The sequence below is a fragment of the Paenibacillus agricola genome, from assembly GCF_011440305.1.
In the GTDB taxonomy this organism is placed as follows: Bacteria; Bacillota; Bacilli; order Paenibacillales; family NBRC-103111; genus Paenibacillus_S; species Paenibacillus_S agricola.
Genome location: NZ_JAAOIW010000009.1, coordinates 71,374 through 90,060, shown reverse-complemented (window position 1 = coordinate 90,060; position 18,687 = coordinate 71,374). Strand labels below are relative to the sequence as shown.

At 44.8% G+C, this 18,687-nt stretch carries 21 protein-coding genes; 20 read left to right on the top strand and 1 reads right to left on the bottom strand.

The features are described from left to right. Positions 1-19 precede the first annotated feature (19 nt). From G9U52_RS22910 to G9U52_RS22835, 16 genes are all read left to right on the top strand, one after another. Entirely contained in the window at positions 20-1,015 is a 996-nt protein-coding gene (locus tag G9U52_RS22910; protein ID WP_166152968.1) for a proline racemase family protein, read from the top strand. A gap of 47 nt (positions 1,016-1,062) precedes the next feature. Next, positions 1,063-1,935 (top strand): dihydrodipicolinate synthase family protein, encoded by an 873-nt coding sequence (locus G9U52_RS22905; protein WP_166152967.1) that lies wholly within the window; start codon positions 1,063-1,065, stop codon positions 1,933-1,935. Further along, on the top strand, positions 1,935-2,207 hold the full coding sequence (locus tag G9U52_RS22900; protein ID WP_166152966.1) for a (2Fe-2S)-binding protein: 273 nt from the start codon (positions 1,935-1,937) through the stop codon (positions 2,205-2,207). The genes G9U52_RS22905 and G9U52_RS22900 overlap by 1 nt, the downstream gene beginning before the upstream one ends. Further along, entirely contained in the window at positions 2,207-2,542 is a 336-nt protein-coding gene (locus G9U52_RS22895; protein WP_166152965.1) for a (2Fe-2S)-binding protein, read from the top strand. The genes G9U52_RS22900 and G9U52_RS22895 overlap by 1 nt, the downstream gene beginning before the upstream one ends. Beyond that, complete coding sequence (locus G9U52_RS22890) at positions 2,539-3,768, top strand: NAD(P)/FAD-dependent oxidoreductase (RefSeq protein ID WP_311764910.1); 1,230 nt, start codon at positions 2,539-2,541, stop codon at positions 3,766-3,768. The genes G9U52_RS22895 and G9U52_RS22890 overlap by 4 nt, the downstream gene beginning before the upstream one ends. After that, positions 3,761-4,849: a M24 family metallopeptidase gene (locus G9U52_RS22885; RefSeq protein WP_166152964.1), complete on the top strand. Its 1,089-nt coding sequence runs from the start codon at positions 3,761-3,763 to the stop codon at positions 4,847-4,849. Before G9U52_RS22890 ends, G9U52_RS22885 begins: the two co-directional genes overlap by 8 nt. 192 nt (positions 4,850-5,041) lie before the next feature. Beyond that, positions 5,042-6,037, top strand: coding sequence for a Gfo/Idh/MocA family protein (locus G9U52_RS22880; protein WP_166152963.1), 996 nt, complete (start codon positions 5,042-5,044; stop codon positions 6,035-6,037). A 39-nt stretch (positions 6,038-6,076) separates the two neighbouring features. Continuing rightward, positions 6,077-7,438 (top strand): ABC transporter substrate-binding protein, encoded by a 1,362-nt coding sequence (locus G9U52_RS22875; RefSeq protein ID WP_166152962.1) that lies wholly within the window; start codon positions 6,077-6,079, stop codon positions 7,436-7,438. Between the two features lie 255 nt (positions 7,439-7,693). Next, positions 7,694-8,488, top strand: coding sequence for a carbohydrate ABC transporter permease (locus tag G9U52_RS22870; protein ID WP_243767520.1), 795 nt, complete (start codon positions 7,694-7,696; stop codon positions 8,486-8,488). Further along, entirely contained in the window at positions 8,475-9,320 is an 846-nt protein-coding gene (locus tag G9U52_RS22865) for a carbohydrate ABC transporter permease (protein WP_166152960.1), read from the top strand. The genes G9U52_RS22870 and G9U52_RS22865 overlap by 14 nt, the downstream gene beginning before the upstream one ends. 16 nt (positions 9,321-9,336) lie before the next feature. Continuing rightward, positions 9,337-10,140: a sugar phosphate isomerase/epimerase family protein gene (locus G9U52_RS22860; RefSeq protein WP_243767505.1), complete on the top strand. Its 804-nt coding sequence runs from the start codon at positions 9,337-9,339 to the stop codon at positions 10,138-10,140. A gap of 1,233 nt (positions 10,141-11,373) precedes the next feature. Further along, on the top strand, positions 11,374-11,928 hold the full coding sequence (locus tag G9U52_RS22855; protein WP_166152959.1) for a dihydrofolate reductase family protein: 555 nt from the start codon (positions 11,374-11,376) through the stop codon (positions 11,926-11,928). A 305-nt stretch (positions 11,929-12,233) separates the two neighbouring features. Continuing rightward, positions 12,234-12,698, top strand: a complete 465-nt coding sequence (locus tag G9U52_RS22850) for a DinB family protein (protein ID WP_166152958.1) — start codon at positions 12,234-12,236, stop codon at positions 12,696-12,698. Positions 12,699-12,953: 255 nt separating this feature from the next. Continuing rightward, positions 12,954-13,502, top strand: a complete 549-nt coding sequence (locus tag G9U52_RS22845) for an RNA polymerase sigma factor (RefSeq protein ID WP_166152957.1) — start codon at positions 12,954-12,956, stop codon at positions 13,500-13,502. After that, a complete protein-coding gene (locus tag G9U52_RS22840) occupies positions 13,489-14,448 on the top strand; it encodes a DUF4179 domain-containing protein (RefSeq protein WP_166152956.1) in 960 nt (319 codons plus the stop codon). Before G9U52_RS22845 ends, G9U52_RS22840 begins: the two co-directional genes overlap by 14 nt. Positions 14,449-14,693: 245 nt before the next feature. After that, entirely contained in the window at positions 14,694-14,909 is a 216-nt protein-coding gene (locus G9U52_RS22835) for a hypothetical protein (protein ID WP_166152955.1), read from the top strand. Here the strand turns inward: G9U52_RS22835 and G9U52_RS22830 are convergent. Next, positions 14,890-15,879 carry a GntR family transcriptional regulator gene (locus tag G9U52_RS22830; protein ID WP_166152954.1) on the bottom strand — a complete coding sequence of 330 codons (990 nt, stop codon included), beginning with the start codon at positions 15,877-15,879 and terminating at the stop codon, positions 14,890-14,892. The two genes, G9U52_RS22835 and G9U52_RS22830, sit on opposite strands and share 20 nt — an antisense overlap. Positions 15,880-16,075: 196 nt before the next feature. Between G9U52_RS22830 and G9U52_RS22825 the strand changes: the two genes are divergently transcribed. From G9U52_RS22825 to G9U52_RS22810, 4 genes are all read left to right on the top strand, one after another. Continuing rightward, a complete protein-coding gene (locus tag G9U52_RS22825) occupies positions 16,076-16,564 on the top strand; it encodes an HPP family protein (RefSeq protein WP_166153167.1) in 489 nt (162 codons plus the stop codon). Between the two features lie 15 nt (positions 16,565-16,579). Next, on the top strand, positions 16,580-17,485 hold the full coding sequence (locus G9U52_RS22820) for a pyridoxamine 5'-phosphate oxidase family protein (RefSeq protein WP_166152953.1): 906 nt from the start codon (positions 16,580-16,582) through the stop codon (positions 17,483-17,485). Between the two features lie 237 nt (positions 17,486-17,722). After that, positions 17,723-18,463 (top strand): MBL fold metallo-hydrolase, encoded by a 741-nt coding sequence (locus G9U52_RS22815; protein WP_166152952.1) that lies wholly within the window; start codon positions 17,723-17,725, stop codon positions 18,461-18,463. A gap of 49 nt (positions 18,464-18,512) precedes the next feature. Beyond that, entirely contained in the window at positions 18,513-18,638 is a 126-nt protein-coding gene (locus tag G9U52_RS22810) for a VOC family protein (RefSeq protein ID WP_166152951.1), read from the top strand. Positions 18,639-18,687 lie beyond the last annotated feature (49 nt).

The window sequence follows — 18,687 nt, the reverse complement described above, 5'->3', positions numbered from 1 at the left end:
AGTGCAAGGAGGGCGGTTCATGGAGTTCATCAAGCTGTATAATGCCATAGACGTTCACGCAGGCGGCCAGCCTATCCGGATCTTTACAGGAGGTATTCCTCATCTAACAGGCAATACCCAAATGAAGAAGCAAAGTGAGTTTATAAGGCATCATGACCACATTCGGAGGCTGCTGCTATCGGAACCCCGTGGGCACAATGCTATGACAGGGTGCCTCCTCACTCCGCCCGTTACTGAAGACGGAGCCTTCGGTGTATGGTTTATGAGCAATAATGGATATGAGGCGTTAAATGCCCACGGCATTATTGGCGTAGTAACTGCACAGCTGGAAACAGGGCAATACCCGTTTACCGAGATGCTCATAGAAACATCGATCGGGATGATTAACGCCTCCGCCCAATACATCGACGGGAAGGTAAAGGAAGTGAGTTTTGACAATGTACCTTCATACGTCGTAGAAGAGGCAGTGCTCATCTCCCACCATGACCGGGAGGTGAAGCTCGATATCGCTTATGGTGGGGCATTTTTTGCTATCGTGGATATAAGCAGCCTTGGCGAATTGACAATTTGTGAAGAGCATATGCCTGAGCTGTTGTCTTGCGGCCGTTCCATTATGAATAGCTTGGCAGCAATGAGAGCCATTAACCATCCATTGTATCCCGATATGGCTGGCGTGCATGGAGTTGTTTTTACAGATTGGTCACAACAAGAGGATGGTATTATCCGAAATTTCACTGTTTATGCAAATGGGTTGTTTGACCGTTCGCCTTGTGGAGCCGGAGTGTGCGCGCTAATGGCGTTCATGTTTCAACGCGGTGAGCTGCACGTTAACCAACAGAAAACTTATATAGGCATCATCGGTTCTTCATTGCTTGGGAGGGTATCCGCTGAAACAACGGTAGCTTCTTACCCAGCTATCGTTCCGCAAATCAGTGGCAATGCGCATATTATGGGATTTATGAGCTTCGTGGTTGATCCTGCTGACCCGTTAAAGGAAGGTTTTTTGCTTCGATAGTTCGATAGCTTGATCATAGGCATTTATGGAGAGGGGATTATATATTCATGATTCGTTTTGAAGGTGTATATGTAGCTATTGTTACTCCGTTTACCTCATCGCTGGAGGTTGATTATGCGCGTTTGAAGCAACATGCTGACTGGCTTGTTAATCAAGGCGTTCACGGTATTATTCCTACCGGCTCGGTTGGAGAATATGCAGCGCTGCTGGACGATGAACGGGAAAAGGTCGTGGAAGCTGTTATGGATACAGTAGCTGGTCGTATTCCAGTCGTCGTCGGTTCGGCTGCTCCTTCTACACAGAAAGCTGTTCGTTGGGTTACCCATGCTAAGCAAGCAGGAGCAGCCGGAGTGATGGCTCTGCCGCCAATTAATTACCGTCCAACGAAGAAAGAAGCTTATGCACATTATGAAGCCCTGTCTGGTGTCGGTCTACCGATCATTGCTTATAATAATCCGTTTGATACGGCTATTGATATGACTCCTGATTTTCTGGCGGAGCTGTCAGCGATTGACAACGTAGTAGCCGTTAAGGAATTTTCCGCGGATGTACGGCGAATTTATGAGATCCTCGAAAGGTCAGATCTAGAGGTGATGGCGGGCGTGGACGATTTATCTGTGGAAGGGATCATTGCTGGCGCAACTGGCTGGATCGGCGGGCTCTCCAACGTAATGCCGAAGGAAAGCGTTCGCTTGTTTGAGCTATCGCGTGAAGGGAAAATAAACGAAGCGATGGAGCTTTATCGCCGGGTGCTTCCACTGTTCCGCTACGATTCAACACCACGTCTTGTGCAGGCGATTAAATATGCGATGGGGTTGGCTGGTATGCCTGTAGGCGAGACTCGACCGCCAAGGTTGCCGCTGGAGAATGACGAGAAGCTGGCCGTTGAGCGCACCTTTATCCAAGCGCAAGGCAGCTAATGGGTCAGCTAACGATGATTATTTGCCGATGCGAGGAAGTTAGCGTGGACCAATTGGAGCAGGCTTATCATTCCGGCTGCATAACGACTCGCCAATTAAAGATGAAAACAAGAGTGGCCATGGGTGCTTGCCAGGGAAGAATATGCCGCCATCTGGTGGATTCATGGATGCAGCTTCACAATCCTACCGCCGGACGCGATGAAACTCTGCTGTCTTACCGGATGCCGATTCGGCAGGTTACCTTTGGACAGCTGGCTAAGGATGATGACTAATGACGAGTCTGCGTATTCACAACCATCCCATTCTGGGCAATAAGCCGGAGAATGTAACGGTATCCTTTTCTTTTAATGGAAGAAGTCTGGGTGGCTTGCAGGGTGAATGCATTGCCGCCGCATTATTGGCTAATGGGATACGCATACTTCGAAGGCATGAAGAAAGCGGCAATCCTCGCGGCCTTTACTGTGCAATTGGACATTGCATGGAATGCAGGGTTCAAGTCGAGGGTAAAGGAGTGCTTCGCTCATGCTTAACTCCGCTGGAGAATGGCATGAGCATTACCGAAGGGGCACAGCTGTCGAATGAGATTACGGGGAGGAGGTTGCTGTGAGTACGGATCGCTTGTATAAGGATCTGATTATTATAGGTGCCGGCCCTGCGGGGCTGTCTGCAGCTGCAGTTGCAGCCGCACAAGGTTTACAAGTGGCCATCATCGATGAATTTCCTGAACCTGGAGGACGGATGCTGGGGCAATTTCATCAGGAACCTGGGAAGGGGATGTGGGTAGGCAAGCAAATCGCAGAGCAGCTGATCGGAACGGTGCGAAGCTTGGGGGGGACTATATGCTGCGGCATATCCGTATACGGATTGTTGAAGCTGGACGATAAGTGGGAAGTATCCACTTCCAAGGGCTGCATGATCTCGCGATTTGTGCTTTTGGCAACTGGAGCTGCGGAAGCACCTGTCCTCATACCGGGTTGGACGTTGCCGGGAGTGCTGTCCATTGGAGCTGTCCAAGTTTTAACGAATGTCCATTACGTCAAGCCTGGTCACCGCGGCATGATTATTGGAATGAACATGCTGGCAATGGCCATCACAAGCGAGTTGGCAGCTAGCGGTGTTTCCTTATCCTGCATGGTTCTGCCTGCAAGCCCGTTGGCAGGTAAGGCGGGGAATCCTGTCGCTAATTTAACTGCATTAATGACATTGTCCCATCTGGCTCCAACAAGCTGGATGCGATGGGGTGGGCAGCTTGCAGGACGGCTGCGGCTTAGCGGCCATGCTGTGGCCTTGCTTCCTCGCAGGGGGATTAAGGCTTGGGGAATTCCCCTGCTGCTCCGTACAGCGGCTGTTTCGATTAATGGCAGGAATGAAGTCGAATCCGTCACGCTTGTTGATCTAGACCGACATGGCAAACCAATTGCAGGCAGCCAACGGGAGGAGAAGGTCGATTTTGTCGCATTGGCTGGAGGCTTGTATCCATTGGCTGAGTTAGCTTCGGTTGCTGGTTGCCCATTTGTTGATATCGAGGAATTAGGCGGGCATGTGCCACTGCATAATGAACGATTACAAACACCGGTGGATGGGCTCTATGTAGCTGGAAATATAACAGGTGTCGAAAGCGCCCAGGTGGCAATGGCACAGGGTCAACTGGCTGCAATCTCCATCTGCAGTGCTTGTGGACTTGTAGGATCAGAAGCTGATGATCAGCTCACAGCAGCTATACATCATGTGAATCACGTACGTTCAACATCGCTGATTCAATTTCATCCTGGAATCCAACAGGCACGCAACAAATTGTATCGAATGATGGAAGGAGGTGAACAGCTTGAATGAACGTGTGCTAGCCTTACATCGGGTAATGGATCAGAGAAGCTTGGATGTTATCATCATAACTCAGCCCAAGCATGTAGCCTATTTGTCGGGATATGCTTCCGAGCCGCATGAGCGATTCCTGGGGTTGGTTCTGCCAAGAGCACAGGAGCCTTTTCTGCTTGTGCCTGCGTTGGACGAAGAGGCAGCCCGTGCGGTATCAAGCATAACAGCTATTATGACGCACAAGGACACGGAGAACCCATACCATGTACTTAAGCGGGCAATCCGCTCGACTGCAAAGCGGATAGGAATCGAAAAGGGCCATTTGACCGTTGCACGGTATGAGCAATTGTCCGCAGCTTTGGACAGTAAGCAGTGGGTTGATATAAATGACAGCTTGCAAGCAATGCGAGCTATTAAGACAACAGAAGAAATAGGCCGGTTAAAGGAAGCTGCCAGAATAGTGGAAGACGTGCTGAAGGATGGACTGAAGCTGGTAAAAGTCGGTATTACGGAGCTGGATATCGTTGCTGAGCTAGAATATCGGATGAAAAAACAATGGGGAGCTTCTCCATCCTTCGCCACAACTGTATTATCCGGGCCTAATTCCGCTTTGCCTCATGGGGTGCCAGGTTTACGCAAAATTGCAGGTGGCGATCTGCTTTTGTTTGATATGGGAGTTTGGGTTGACGGCTATGCATCTGATCTTACAAGAACATTTGCTGTTGGAGATGTCGGTAAGCAGTTCCAGCAAGTATATGATATCGTTCTGGAGGCGAACCGGCTGGGCATTGCGGCAGTCTGTCCAGGCACGGCTATGAAGCAGGTTGATGAGGCCGCACGAGGCTATATTGAAGAGCAGGGCTATGGGTGCTATTTCACACATCGTCTTGGCCATGGGCTCGGGATGGATGTGCATGAGTATCCATCTATTAACGGTGTGAATGAAGACCTGCTCTGTGAAGGTATGGTCATTACCATTGAACCGGGCATCTATTTGAAAGATAGGGGTGGCATCCGCATCGAGGATGATGTGCTGGTAACACAAGCAGGGGCTGAAACATTAACAGCTTTTACAAGAGAATTGACCGTGATTGGATAACCTTATAAGGTGCAGAGAGCTATTTACTGGTTGAGATGGGATACGAGGCAACCTTTTTGTAAACGCTTTAACATTTGCACGGTTACCCAAGTGCTACAATTCTGGCCGTTTTGTTGAATGGGGAGGTGGGCTTCCAATTCAAGGGCAAGAAGGTGTAAATACAAACCATATTACGCGATAGGGGTGTTGGTCTTGGTTGAATATCAAACGAAAAAAAGATACAAAATTGGTCTTGTGGGGGCAGGAAATGTTTCGGGCATGCATTTGGAGGGCATGATCCGCCATCCAGAGCTTGTAGAAATCCACGCAGTTTGTGATCCCGTTGAACAGAATCGGTTGGAGAAAAGCACCAAATATCAAATTCCCAATAGCTATGAGACGGTAGAGGCCATGCTCCAGGGAACCATTATTGACGCAGCAGTTGTATGTACACCCACATTTTTGCGTGAAGAGGTACTTCTTCAATTGATGAAAGCGGGAATCCCTGTATTTTGTGAGAAGCCGATTGCAGAAAACTATGAGAGTGCAGTCAAGATTGCGAACTGGTCACGAGAATTCAATGTACCGATTGCTGTTGACCAAAATTTCAGGAGATTTTTCACCTTTCATATGGGTCGGGAGCTACTGCAAAAAGGGACTTTAGGAGTTCCGCTGCATATCACCCAGGTTGTCAACGGTTGGAGACGGGATAAAGGCTGGAGGATGGGGCTGGAGCGATATGTGATGGCGGTCATGTCTAACCATTGGTTTGATGGCTATCGGTACTTGCTGCAGGATGAAGCTGAAACGATTTACTGCAGAGGCGTCAAGAATGAGACGGGCCAGGACGTCTCCGTCTCCGTAATCCTTCAATTCAAAAAAGGGACGGTTGTTTCCTTGACCGAAAGCTTTAATAGCAGGGCTAGGCTAAATGGGGCGATTGTTGAATGCGAGAAAGGCAGCCTGGTTATGGATTATAAACAAGCTACAGAAATTAACGTGGCGGGCGATAAGCAGGAATACGTGAATACCTTCGATAAATCCGAAGCCACCTTTTATCTTCTTTATGATTTGCTTCGCTCTGTAGAAGAAAACCGCCAGCCGGAGACAGGAATTTTCGATAACCTGCATTCACTTAAGCTGATGGAGGCTGCCTATCAATCGCTGGCTAGCGGCCAAGTGATCAGATTGGACGAATTTTATAGCTAATCCATGATTGCCATTCAAAAAATAGTGGAGGTTGATCAAATGAGAGCAATAAAGAAGCTAAATAGTGTGTTCGCAGTAACGATGTGCTTGGGTCTGGTTGTCGGATGCAGTGCCACTCCAGTGGCACAAACTGCGTCCTCAGAAAAAGTGGAATTCACTTTTTCGTTCTGGGGCAATACCGATGAGAAAGAATCCTACAATAAGCTCATTGAGGAGTATAATAAGGCGCATCCCAATGTTACGGTGAAACCGATGTATATCCCGGATGATTACAGTACTAAGCTTAACGCACTAGCCTCCTCAAATACGCTTCCTGATATCGCCAAAATTCAGGCGGGTCAAGTCTTTCCTTGGTCCAAGTCGGGCAAATTCGTAGATGTAGAGCCTATGCACAAGACGGGGGACATCGCAAAAAAGCTCGAGTATACCGGATTTAAAAATTCAAGCGGCAAAGTAATCGGGTACAGCTCAAACAATGAAATTATTATTATGTATTATAATAAAGAGATTTTCGATGACGCCAAGCTTCCTTATCCACCTGCAAGCGCCGATAAGGCATGGACATGGGATCAATTTGTAGAGGTAGCAAAGAAACTTACCAAGGATAAGAACGGCAAAAGCCCCGGCGAATCCGGATTTGATGGGGAAAATATTACAACCTACGGAACCAACATGATATTAAATGGAAACAGTATTCAACCATTACTTTATAGTAATAATGGCGGAATTGTATCCCCTGATGGCAAAATCATTCTGGATTCCCCAGAGAGCATAGCAGCGCTTCAGCAAATTGCAGATCTTGCGAACAAGCATAGTGTCATGCCGAAGCCTTCACAAAGTGCTGCGATTCCAAGCGCTGATGCGGCATTGCTGACCAAACGGGTAGCGATGGTCATTGATGGGCAGTGGAGCTTGCAGGTGCTTGGTAAAGCGATGGCTGAGAAAGGCTTGAAGCTGGGTGTAGCGGTATTGCCTAAATTTCAAATTGCGGTTACGACTAATACCGGATCGGCGATCGAAATTATTACAACAGAAAACTCCAAAAAGCATATGAAGGAAGCACAAGAGTTCTACAAGTTTGTTATGGATCCGTCTAATATTTTTCCTTTGATCGAGAATGGCCTGGCAATGCCTAATGAGGAGAAATGGTTTACTGACCCTGCTTTAGTTAAGAAGTGGGTAGACAATAAGTACCATCCAGCCGAATATAAAACAGCCGTTGTCGATTATGGCTTGAACAACGTGAAGCAGCCCTCGGGGTTTTTCTGGGAAAACGATGTGAAAGCAAGCTCAATCATTTATCCTGCGCTCGACCAGCTTTGGCTAGGAAAGAAAACCGCAGAGGAAGTTGTGAAAAAGGATATTATGCCGAAGCTGAAGCAAGAGCTAGAAATCAAATAGCCTAATTCATTGAGTGTAAGCCCTTACAAGAACCTTACAAGAACTAGGAGAGGAATGTCATCGTTGCCTAACGCGCTTGTAGGGGCTGCAAGGAATCGGATAGGAGGTTTGTTCGTGCTGGAATATAGCGCTACTAACAGTGAGGTTGTCCAGAAGGTGTCCAAACGTTCACGAAGAGCAAGAAGCGAGGCAATTGCTGGCTATTTATTTGCATTGCCAGTCATTCTTGGAGTTTTGCTACTGACGATAGGTCCCATGATTGCTTCATTATTTATCAGCTTTTCGAACTGGCAGGTTTTTGATGAGTTGAAGTGGAGTGGGTTCAAAAACTACGAAAAAATATTCACCAGGGATTTATTTTTTTATAAATCCATAGTTGTTACTCTTTATTATGCATTCGCCAGTGTGATCACAACGACTATCGCCTCCATTATTCTGGGGCTGATGATGAATCTGGACATCAAGAGGATAGGGATAATCCGCACCATCTTATATATGCCGACTATCGTCCCGGCCGTTGCCAGCAGCTTTCTGTGGATCTGGTTATTCAACCCCGATTTCGGGCTGCTTAACTCGATTTTATCGGTGGTTGGTATCCCGAAGCTGCAGTGGATTTTCGAGGAATCGACAGCCGTCCCTTCCCTAGTGTTCATGCATTTATGGGCAAGCGGCTCCGGTGCTCTCATCATTCTGGCCGGGCTCAAGGATGTGCCCAAGCATTTGTACGAAGCCGTTGAGATCGACGGTGGCGGCTGGTGGCATAAGCTTGTATATATCTCGATACCGATCATAACTCCGGTTATTTTTTTCAATTTAATTATGGGCTTTATCGGCTCGCTGCAGGCTTTTACACAAGCCTATGTAATGACTGCAGGTGGACCGAATAACGCTACGTTATTTTTCGTCTACTACATTTACAAGGAAGCGTTTGTCAACAATAATTTCGGTTATGCAAGTGCCTTGGCATGGGTCTTGTTCTGCATCATCGCTCTTTTAACGGCGCTCATATTCAGATCCTCGAAGGGTTGGGTTTTTTATGGCGGCAAATAAACAGCAGCAGGTGTTTGTGCTTAATGCACTAAGAAATGCCTTCTTATTCGTTATTTGTGTGGCATCGCTGTTTCCTTTTTACTGGCTGGTGAAAAGCTCCTTAATGGACGATTTGGAGTTGTTCCGGTTTCCTCCCAAGTACTACATGGATTCCTTCCGCTGGGAGAATTTCGCTGAGGTGTTCAGGGCGGTGCCCTTCCATCTTTATTTCCAGAATACGATGATGATTATTATTCCCGTGCTGATCGGCACCTTGGTTACATGCAGCTTGGGTGGCTACGCCTTTGCCCGGTTGAATTTTCCGTTAAAAAATATGTGGTTTATTCTGGTGATGTCCTCTTTGATGCTTCCACCGGCTGTGACGCTCATTCCCAAATATATTGTATGGAGCCATCTCGGAGCCATTAATACGTTTTATCCGTTGATCATCCCTGCTTGGTTGGGGGGCGGTGCCTTTAATATATTTTTGATCAGGCAATTTTTCATGGGCATTTCCAAAGAGCTTGACGAGTCTGCAACAATCGATGGAGCCGGGTATTTTCGCGTATTCTACGACATCATGCTTCCGTTAATTACACCTGTACTCGTTGTCATTGCCTTTTTCACATTTATTCATGAGTGGAACGATTTCTTTCAGCCTTTGCTTTACCTTAATAATGACTCTAAATTTACGTTGGCGCTTGGACTAATCACCTTGAGGGGAGAATTCAGCACGAAGTGGAATTTATTAATGGCTGGCTCCGCCATTATGACCTTACCGGCCGTGATCATTTTCTTTTTTGGGCAAAAATATTTCGTGGAAGGCATCAGCTTTACAGGAATAAAAGGATAATTGGGGAGGAATAAGGATGATGGATATAAATGGATCACCGCTGGCAGCGGAGGGAAACATCAGGCTGGCTTTTTCAAAGCCTACTCGTACCGTGGAGGAGCAAAGCTTGCTTTTTAATAGTTACGGTTCATGCGGTTATGAAGGATTGCAGTTGAAAAACAATCAATATGCCCCTTACCTGGATGAGCCTGAACGGTTTAAGGAGCAATGGGGACATCTGAAGGGAGTCGGTTCTGCATTGATCGCGTTTGGGTCTCTGCAGGAAAAGGACCAGGTCAATCTGCGGCGTATGATCCAATTCGGCAAAGTCTTAGGTACGGAAATCATTGTATTCTGCCCTGCGGATCCCAGACAAGAAAAAAATCGGAAAGAAGATATCGCTAAGGTTGCGAGTGTTTTATCCGGTTTGGGCATGGAAGCGCGTGAGGAAGGCATCCAAATATCACTGCATCACCACTACAATTCGCCCGTTATGCACAGGGAGGACTTTGACATCTTCTTCGATCATATCGAGGATCAATCGATTGGTTTGACGGTGGATACCGCCCATTTGGTCAAATCCGGCATTATGGATATTGCCGAACTGGTGAGGAGCTTCCGACAGGTGATCAATAATTTTCACCTGAAGGATTACTCGAACGGAGAGTGGAGAGTGCTCGGACAGGGCGACATTTCGTTCGATCCGGTGTTTCAAGCGATTCACGAGATCGGGTTCAAAGGATGGGTATCTGCAGATGAAGAGAGCGGTGGTGGTATTACCGAGGGGCTCGGGGAATGTTTTTCATACATCAATAGCCGAATGATTAAACTCCATCCTTGATGGAAAGAAGAATGGCGAGATAGCTGTGATGCGATAAATGTACCTGGATGGTTCCCAGTAGTTTAAGGGTACTATCCATTTTGATCCTCTGTGGTGCAGCACAGAGGATCATTAAATTTCCGCTTTGCAAAACAAACGAACACCTCGGTACGATGGGAGTACCTTACTTTAGATCGTCAAGCACTAGTTTTGATTTTGATCCAAAAAAAGATTCAAATCTTTCAGTACTGCTGAAAAAACAATTGACGGAATCGAAGTAATGCATAAAGGGCAGGTCGAATGCAATCATTCGTCTGTCCTTTATGAAGTTAAATTAATCAATATTTGTTTGGTTTAACAGCATAATTAAATGGTGGATATCTTTGATTTATTTTAATCGTTGCACCAAAATAACATTTATATTGTCGGTCTTGGTTGGAATTGCTATATTGTTGTTAGTACAATTCCCAGAGAAGAAAAACAAGAGCGACTGTAATTTGGCACAGCACCTGTAAGCATAATTGAACCTAACTTATTTAAGGATTATTGTCCCAACAGTCCCATACGTAACATCGGATTACAAAGTGCTTGGTGGAGGACATTAATTTGAGAGACTAAATACAGCTATGAAAGTTAAGCTAATATATGTAAAAGGAGGAGGAGGGTCTATGTGGAACAAAATGAACAATCTTTGGAGTCCACTGTAAGTTTCACATGGAATTATAACCAAAGTATGTGGTTACCGCTGGTGATGTAGTACAAATTGCAGATCGAAACGGAAAAGTCCAGAACTCACATATCTATATGATGAGTGGAGGAATATACAAAGTCAGAAGGAGATAGTAAAAAACTGCTTAATAAAAAACCATCACTCATATGCGATGGTTTTTTATTGTTTTTTTTAGAGGGGGTAATGAGATGAAGTTATTGTAATTTATGGGATAAAGTTCTTGTTCATTCACTCAACAGGAAACAAGGGGTGTCCGGCGACACAAACATGAGTGCTTTTAGGTCCCCGCCAATCGGGGATTTTTTATTTCAAAGCACCTATGTTTGTGTCGCGAGATCATGACACAAACATAGGCGCATAATCGCGGTGATATTAAAGGTTCGATTTGTAATGGATTATTCACATGACCATTAAGCTAATGGGCAGCATAGTTGAAAAGATATCCTTTCTGTTATTAATATGACACAAGCTGACATATATAAGGTCTATAATGGGTGGTAGATCAACGAAAGGAGTAACAAATCATGAAACGGAGAATAATTTTAGATTTAGCAGTTACATTAGATGGTTTTATTGAAGGGAAAAATGGGGAAGTTGATTGGTGCATTATGGACTCTGAGATGGGGTTTATTAATTTCTTAAATCAAATTGATACTATTTTCTATGGAAGAAAAAGCTATGATTTATGGGGACAATTTACTCCAGAAATTGAACAAACTGATACTGAAGAAGAAATTTGGGGATTAGTTCATAGTAAAGAAAAATATGTGTTTTCCAGGACACAAAAAGGGACTGATAATAAAGCAATATTCATAAATGATAATATTCTTGAAGAAGTAAATAAATTTAAGAATAAGCCTGGTAAAGACATTTGGCTATATGGTGGAGCAAGTCTTATTACAACTTTTATCAATTTAGGGCTTGTTGATGAATTTAGATTATCTGTTCACCCTGTTATTTTGGGAGTAGGGAAACCAATGTTTATTGATATAAACCAGAGGTTGAATTTAAAAATGGTTAATACAAAAACGTTCTCCTCTGGCGTTGTGCAACTAATCTATCATTTGAATGGGAAATAATCATGCACACTCATGATAAAATACAATAAATATCAACAGGAAATACTGGATAGTAATTGTCACTTCTTAAACGAACGTAGGTACGATAGTTAAACATAAGGGTTCCACATATTAGTCATGACTAATATGTGGAACCCTTTATTTCATCTGAGTTTTATAAATTTATGTCTTGATAAACTGAAATAATAAAGTAGTAGACTGACGGCATCTCTCAGCTAACGGGCAGTTTAGTGAAGAAGGGATAGAACTCCTTCCTATAGAATTCATTGAAGACAGATTATTGATAATGTAGGAGGCGATACTCATTGAAAACAATTCAAAAGATGTATGAGCATTTAAATTGGGCGAATCAACGCATTCTAGAAACGTTGCAAAATGTTGGGGCTGACAGTCAACAGGTGATAAATTTATTTTGTCATATCCTTTATGCAGAACAAGTATGGGTAACTAGATTAAGAGGAGTTGACAGTTCACAATTGCCCATCTGGTCGGAGGGTGATATAGCAATCTGTGCAAAACTTATTAAACAAAATGAAGAAAACTTCAAAACATTTCTCACTGATATAGAAAAAACTGACCTAGATAACTTAATATCTTACACAAATAGTACAGGTAAAGAGTTTGAGTGTTCTATGCGAGATATATTAACTCATGTTGCACTTCATGGTCAGTATCATCGAGGACAGATTAACTCGCGACTTCGAGCAGATGGGATTGAACCAGTTAACGTAGATTTTATTACATTTGTAAGGATGTATCAGCGTGAATAGCTAAAGAACCGTTCAGCTAACGGAAATAGAAGCTTAATAATCATCAGGACTACTATGGATCGACCGCCTTCTCCGCTACTATGAAAATTCATTTTCATCCTCTGTGGGGGCTATGAGGAGCTGGACGGATGTCAGGCCGATGGACATGGCAAAAAAAATCAAGTAAGGTAAACCGCGATGCTCGCGGTTTTTATTATTTTGCGATGGAATGAACCTTTTGAGCTGCTCGAGACTCTTAGTAATAGAGGTGAAGACATGGATGTAGTTAATGCAGTTAAGAAAGCCAAAAAGAGGGACAAGGAAGCCTTACTTCAATTAATATTAGCAGAAAAAGAAGCTTATTATCGGCTAGCTTATTCCTACATGAGGAATGAAGCGGATGCCATGGATGTCTTGCAGGAAATGATCGTGAGGCTTTATGAGCGGATCGGCCAATTGAAGAAAGAAGAGTCCTTTTACACCTGGAGTAAGACCATTCTGGTCAATCAATGCAAAAACTCGTTGAAAAGAAACAATAAGGTAATCCCACTAGGAGACCAGTCAGATGTGAATAAGGGGCACATCAGCTCTACCGGAATATCCGATTACCGCCAAGTGGAAGAGCAGATGGATCTGCAAGCGCTACTGACTCATCTGAACGCTGACCAACGCGAAGCCATTCAACTCAAATATTATCATGATCTGGATTATGGTTCGATTGCTGCGATGACCCGCGTTTCGATGGGAACGGTCAAATCAAGAATTTACCAAGGGCTTCAGAAACTGAGAGCGTTATACGGGAGGAATACAGATGAACAACATTGAAGATCGGTTGTTGGAAGAGAAAGTGCGGTTAAGTGAACTTTCCGCCCCTGAAGAGTTGGAAGCAAGATTAAGAATGGCGTTAAACACCGCTGTCCCCAGAAGAAAAGCGAAATGGCATGTAAAAAGAAGTTGGACAATTGCGGCAGCTGTCCTTGCGGTTATGCTGTTCGCGGGCAACCAATACCATGCGTTAGCCTATTACGGCAAGATGCTGCTCGGCTTTGACGAAGCCGTATATGACACTCTTAGCGAACTAGACAAGCAGGGGAAGGGACAAGATCTTAACGAGCGGTTCCAACTTGAGGACGGTACTATGCTTACCATCAACGGCCTTATGTCGGATGAAAATCAGTTTATCTTGTACTATACCTTGAGCAACCCGAATGGGCTTCGGAGTTACGACGGTTTTGATCCTAGTGGGATTAGGGGTTTTCAAACGGATTCCCATCATATATTACGTGGAGCAACATCTGGGCCAACCGGAGGGGTTACCGAGACTAAAGGATACGTGGCTTTCGATCCTGTCAGCCCGCTTGCCAAGAAATTAACGCTATCGTATTGGTATAAGCTGTCGGAAAGCGATCAACGACAGGAGGGACAAATTACGTTCACTTACCGGCCGGATGAAGCGATGCCTACCAAGATCAAACAATCCGTAAATGTTACCGTTAATGGCCAAACGATAACCATCGGCACGATTACCGCAACTCCGACGATGACTTTGATTGAAGGCACACTTCAAGCGGAAAATGAACAACTGAATCAAGCCGTTCTGAACGGAATGGATCTGATCGCCAATGGAGAGTCGGTATCTTTATTCGGCAGCTCATGGCAGTCCCAGACCGGAGCTTTTTCACTGGAGTATGATGCCCTCCCGGAAAATCTTCAATCTTTGCATCTTATCCTAAAGAAAACGGGTGATACGGTGCAGATACCGGTTAAATAAAAATTTCTTCAACTTAGTAGTTAGCGTGGAATTAAGATAAATTCAGGGAAAGCAGCTACACTTTTTTTTAGGTGAGGTAAGCGATATGAATCCAGTGATTGGCTTGGCCGAGAGGGTCGAAAGACTAAAGAAGCTTGAAACATATTTTTTAACAAATTGCTTTTTATAAACTTCAAAATGAGAATCTTGCCATTGAAGCTACGAGGACGGCGCTGATCGAGCTCAGTATGGATGATGAGTTTTTTATGAATAAATCAATAGCGGCAAAATCAAAAATGTTTACTTGGGCATTTATGGCAGCAGGAAGTAAGCGAAGTACAGTTACCGCAGGACGCCGATACCGAGCGTATATCCGCGGCGCAAGTGAGCTACACATCATACAACGGTGCATTCTGCCCGTGTGGCATTTAATTGTACTCATCTGCGATATTGGTGAGGGAGTCATGACCCACGACCTTTAACTGTAGTTTGTGATACGATTTCCTGCAACAAATTTTTGCTGCTTTCTTCCAATTTCATAGGGAACAGCTCGGTTATTTCGGGAAGCAGTTTCTTCATCTCCGGAAATACGGCGGCAGAGGCATAAATTTTGTCCAAGTGCCGAACCGCCTCATTCAGATGCTCGCTATCATTCATTCCCATTGCCTCCAAATGAAAATGATTAATCCCGGCTTCCCGAATCCGGTTGGCCATCCATTCTCCCCCTATTTTTCCCAGACAGACAAAGGCGACATGGGTACCTTGCTTCAGCTTGGCGATCTCAAGCAGCAGAGAAGCTTCAATTGTTGCCCCGATGACAATAACCTTACTGTCGAAGCGGGCAAAAAGAGCTTTGGCCTCATCCGCATGATTCAAGGTGGTTACGATAACATCGGAACGCTGGGCAGCATCTCTAGCGGCATCATCATTTGCGGAAATATCATCAAGAAAGTAAGTTTCAATTTCCCCATCGGTTGCTCGTTCTATTTGCTGGCGATAAAAAGGATGATCATGCCCTCTGCATTCCACCAGTAGAATTCGCAGCTTGCTAGCAGGGTAGGGGGGCTGCAGCAAGGAGTAGGCAAGTCCGGCTACAAAAAATGACTGCAAATCAAATCCCATGGCCGTGGCTTCGCGAATGGTATTATTCAAAAGCTGCTGCATGGGTTTCCGTTCTGCAGCGAGTTGTTTGGTCTCGCTCCCGCTGGTGATCTGAGTACCGCGTCCCTTCTGCATGGTAACAAGCCCTTCGTCACTTAGTTGGGTATATACCCAGTTGATTGTATTTCGATTGAGCTTGAGCTCATCAGCCAGCTGACTTGTTGAGGGGAGCATATCGCCGGCTTCCATTTGTCCAATTCCTATTAGCCATTTAAGCTGTTCTTTGATTTGTGTATTTACGTTAAAGGTCAATTGGGGATCAACTTGGAGGAAATATTGTTTTTCTTCCATAACAAACACCTCATTTAATGGTTAACTAGTTATATTATAACGCTATTTTAAACATAATCCAACTTTGAATTGTGAATGATACATAAAAAGTAGTTGACATTTAAGATTATAAATTATATAACTAGTTAACTAGTTATATAATATTTAGGTGGTGTGAGAATTGAATAAAGTTGACGAAGATAGCATTTGGTTGAAGATGAGAGGCCAAGCAAGAAGTCCTTTAAAAGTGGTTCCAAGGAATGCGTTGATCGGTGCGATTGGCGGATTTACTGCTATAGCTTTGTTAGCTTTTCTTTCCGATCTGACAACAAGTGTTTGGCTGATGGCTCCATTTGGAGCAACCTGCGTTTTGGCTTTTGGTTTATGGGATGCACCATTGTCCCAGCCGCGCAATATTATCGGCGGCCATTTTATTTCGACATTAGTAGGGCTGTTGTGTTCTCATTTCTTTGGTTCAAGCAATTGGGTTATGGCAGCGGCTGTTGGTTTGGCGATTGGCCTGATGATGCTGACCAAGACAACGCATCCACCCGCAGGAGCCGACCCCTTAGTTGTTATTCTAAGCGGCAGCGGCTGGTCGTTTCTGTTTTCTCCGGTATTGATCGGGTCTGTATTGATCGTATTGGTAGCTTTGATCATTAACAATCTGGATAAGACACGCAAGTATCCGACATTCTGGGTTTGATTGGAGGGAAGCAGCATGGAGAGTGTCTATCATGAAGGCGAGCTGACCGTCCAAAAACTGACGGGAGAAGAGGCAATCGCAGCACAGAACGCGAAGATGGTCAGTTCCCAGTTTTCGAATGGGATTATTCATTTTCTTAAATCCCAACAGTTTGCTGTATTATCATCCTCAGATCGTGAAGGAAACGTGTGGGTAACATTTTTGACTGGAGAACCAGGGTTTGCCGAGGTGCTTGACGAGCAATGTATTGTGATCCGGGCTGGATTAGTTGAAGGAGATCCTCTTGCTTTAGAACCGTTAGAACGGGAACAAATAGGGCTGTTGATTATCGATACAAACCGGAGAATCAGGCTGCGGATTAACGGAACGGCCAGCATGCAGAATGAGCAATTGATTGTGACCGCGCATCAGATTTACGGGAATTGTCCCAAGTATATTCAGAGAAGATCGCTTCGTACGGAAAAAGACGCCTTTAGGGTGTTAAAATCGGAGCACCGCAGCAAAGAATTGAGACTGCAGCAACAGGAGTGGATTTCAAATGCCGACACCTTCTATATCGGAAGCGTTAGTAAGACAGGAGAAATGGATGTCTCGCATCGGGGAGGGAATCCCGGTTTTCTTCAAGTATTCAATGCAAAGACGCTATTGTTTCCTGATTATTTCGGCAATTCGATGTTTAACACATTAGGGAATATTTATGCGAACCCTTCATCGGGGCTGTTGTTTATCGACTATGATCATGGTCATTCACTTCATCTGACTGGTTTTGCCGAAATCATTTGGGGTGAGGAGGAGGCTTCCGCCTTTCCCGGAGCAGAACGATTAGTACGATTTAAGATTGAGGAAGTTGTCCAATTGGATAATGCTACCGAAATGCAGTGGGGGGATACCGAATTGTCACCATTTAATCCGGAAGGCTGAGTGGCGTTCTGAAAGGAGGTGAAGGAAGCGGGAAGCGCTTGGAAACGATGTGCCAAGGATTTGAATAACAATTATTCACGGAAGGAATTAATAGGAGTACCAATAAATATTTGATTATCATTCAAGCCAATCAGCAGGATATGGGGAAAGCGATGCATGGACTGTTGTACGGTCAAGAGCTCACCTGAGTGGATGGAGATTTCCACTTAAACATACAATTAGAAAGGGATTGTATCCATGAATATTCAAAAGCTTCCTTGGGCAGGCATACGAGTTGAAGTAGAAAACACCGCTATTATCATTGATCCGCTTTATCATTTTCCTGCCAAGTTAGGCGAACCTCAAGAATCTTTCTTTCCATTAGAGTCGTATGGGTCTGCAGCTGCCGTCCTAATCACTCATCAACATGCTGACCATTTTGACCCACAAGCGATTATCTCGGCTTATGGATCTGACGTTCCGGTATTCGTTCCTGTGGAAATCGTGAATCTAGCGACTACCAACGGATTGAAACGCGTAACTGGCGCTACCATCGGTGAAACCTTTACCCTTGGGCCATTCACGATTATTGAGGCTAATTCGGTGGACGGCTCAGGTGACCCGCAAGTATCCTGGATTGTTCGCGGCGGTGGCAAGCAGATGATTCATGCTGGCGATACTTTATGGCATGGGTACTGGTGGAAGATGGTTAAAACCTTCGGCGCTTTTGATGCCGCTTGCCTGCCCATAAATGGAGCCGTAACCCAATTTCCGGGAGTTACACCATTCAGCGACCAGCCAATCTGTCTTACGCCGGAACAAGCGGTTACGGCTGCCGAGATCCTAAGAGCCCATACACTTATACCTATCCACTTTAAGGCAGCGCATCATCCACCGATCTATACTCAGACACCAAATATGATGAACCGATTAACCCAAAGCGCCATGGGTCGTATAAACTTAAGTATTTTACAAACAAAAGAAGTATTCACGATTTAGAGATTTACTCCCAAAAGGTAACGAAATCAAGGAATTACAAGGAGAAATAATGACGAAAAGAAAGATCGACCATGTGGGAATTATGGTGAACGATATGGAAACATCAATAAGGTTCTATACAGAGGTGGCTGGACTCGAAGTGAAGAATCGAAAAAAGAGTATAATATCGGAGTAAGAACAAACTTCATTATTGCTCTTTGTGTTTATTCTTGACAATTTGGAGG

What these genes read in the sequence shown, in the direction of transcription:
- G9U52_RS22910 (WP_166152968.1), top strand. Translation starts at nt 20, where the DNA reads ATGGAGTTCATCAAGCTGTATAATGCCATAGACGTTCACGCAGGCGGC.
- G9U52_RS22905 (WP_166152967.1), top strand. Translation starts at nt 1,063, where the DNA reads ATGATTCGTTTTGAAGGTGTATATGTAGCTATTGTTACTCCGTTTACC.
- G9U52_RS22900 (WP_166152966.1), top strand. Translation starts at nt 1,935, where the DNA reads ATGGGTCAGCTAACGATGATTATTTGCCGATGCGAGGAAGTTAGCGTG.
- G9U52_RS22895 (WP_166152965.1), top strand. Translation starts at nt 2,207, where the DNA reads ATGACGAGTCTGCGTATTCACAACCATCCCATTCTGGGCAATAAGCCG.
- G9U52_RS22875 (WP_166152962.1), top strand. Translation starts at nt 6,077, where the DNA reads ATGAGAGCAATAAAGAAGCTAAATAGTGTGTTCGCAGTAACGATGTGC.
- G9U52_RS22870 (WP_243767520.1), top strand. Translation starts at nt 7,694, where the DNA reads ATGATTGCTTCATTATTTATCAGCTTTTCGAACTGGCAGGTTTTTGAT.
- G9U52_RS22865 (WP_166152960.1), top strand. Translation starts at nt 8,475, where the DNA reads ATGGCGGCAAATAAACAGCAGCAGGTGTTTGTGCTTAATGCACTAAGA.
- G9U52_RS22860 (WP_243767505.1), top strand. Translation starts at nt 9,337, where the DNA reads ATGATGGATATAAATGGATCACCGCTGGCAGCGGAGGGAAACATCAGG.
- G9U52_RS22855 (WP_166152959.1), top strand. Translation starts at nt 11,374, where the DNA reads ATGAAACGGAGAATAATTTTAGATTTAGCAGTTACATTAGATGGTTTT.
- G9U52_RS22845 (WP_166152957.1), top strand. Translation starts at nt 12,954, where the DNA reads ATGGATGTAGTTAATGCAGTTAAGAAAGCCAAAAAGAGGGACAAGGAA.
- G9U52_RS22840 (WP_166152956.1), top strand. Translation starts at nt 13,489, where the DNA reads ATGAACAACATTGAAGATCGGTTGTTGGAAGAGAAAGTGCGGTTAAGT.
- G9U52_RS22835 (WP_166152955.1), top strand. Translation starts at nt 14,694, where the DNA reads ATGAATAAATCAATAGCGGCAAAATCAAAAATGTTTACTTGGGCATTT.
- G9U52_RS22830 (WP_166152954.1), bottom strand. Translation starts at nt 15,879, where the DNA reads ATGGAAGAAAAACAATATTTCCTCCAAGTTGATCCCCAATTGACCTTT.
- G9U52_RS22825 (WP_166153167.1), top strand. Translation starts at nt 16,076, where the DNA reads ATGAGAGGCCAAGCAAGAAGTCCTTTAAAAGTGGTTCCAAGGAATGCG.
- G9U52_RS22820 (WP_166152953.1), top strand. Translation starts at nt 16,580, where the DNA reads ATGGAGAGTGTCTATCATGAAGGCGAGCTGACCGTCCAAAAACTGACG.
- G9U52_RS22815 (WP_166152952.1), top strand. Translation starts at nt 17,723, where the DNA reads ATGAATATTCAAAAGCTTCCTTGGGCAGGCATACGAGTTGAAGTAGAA.
- G9U52_RS22810 (WP_166152951.1), top strand. Translation starts at nt 18,513, where the DNA reads ATGACGAAAAGAAAGATCGACCATGTGGGAATTATGGTGAACGATATG.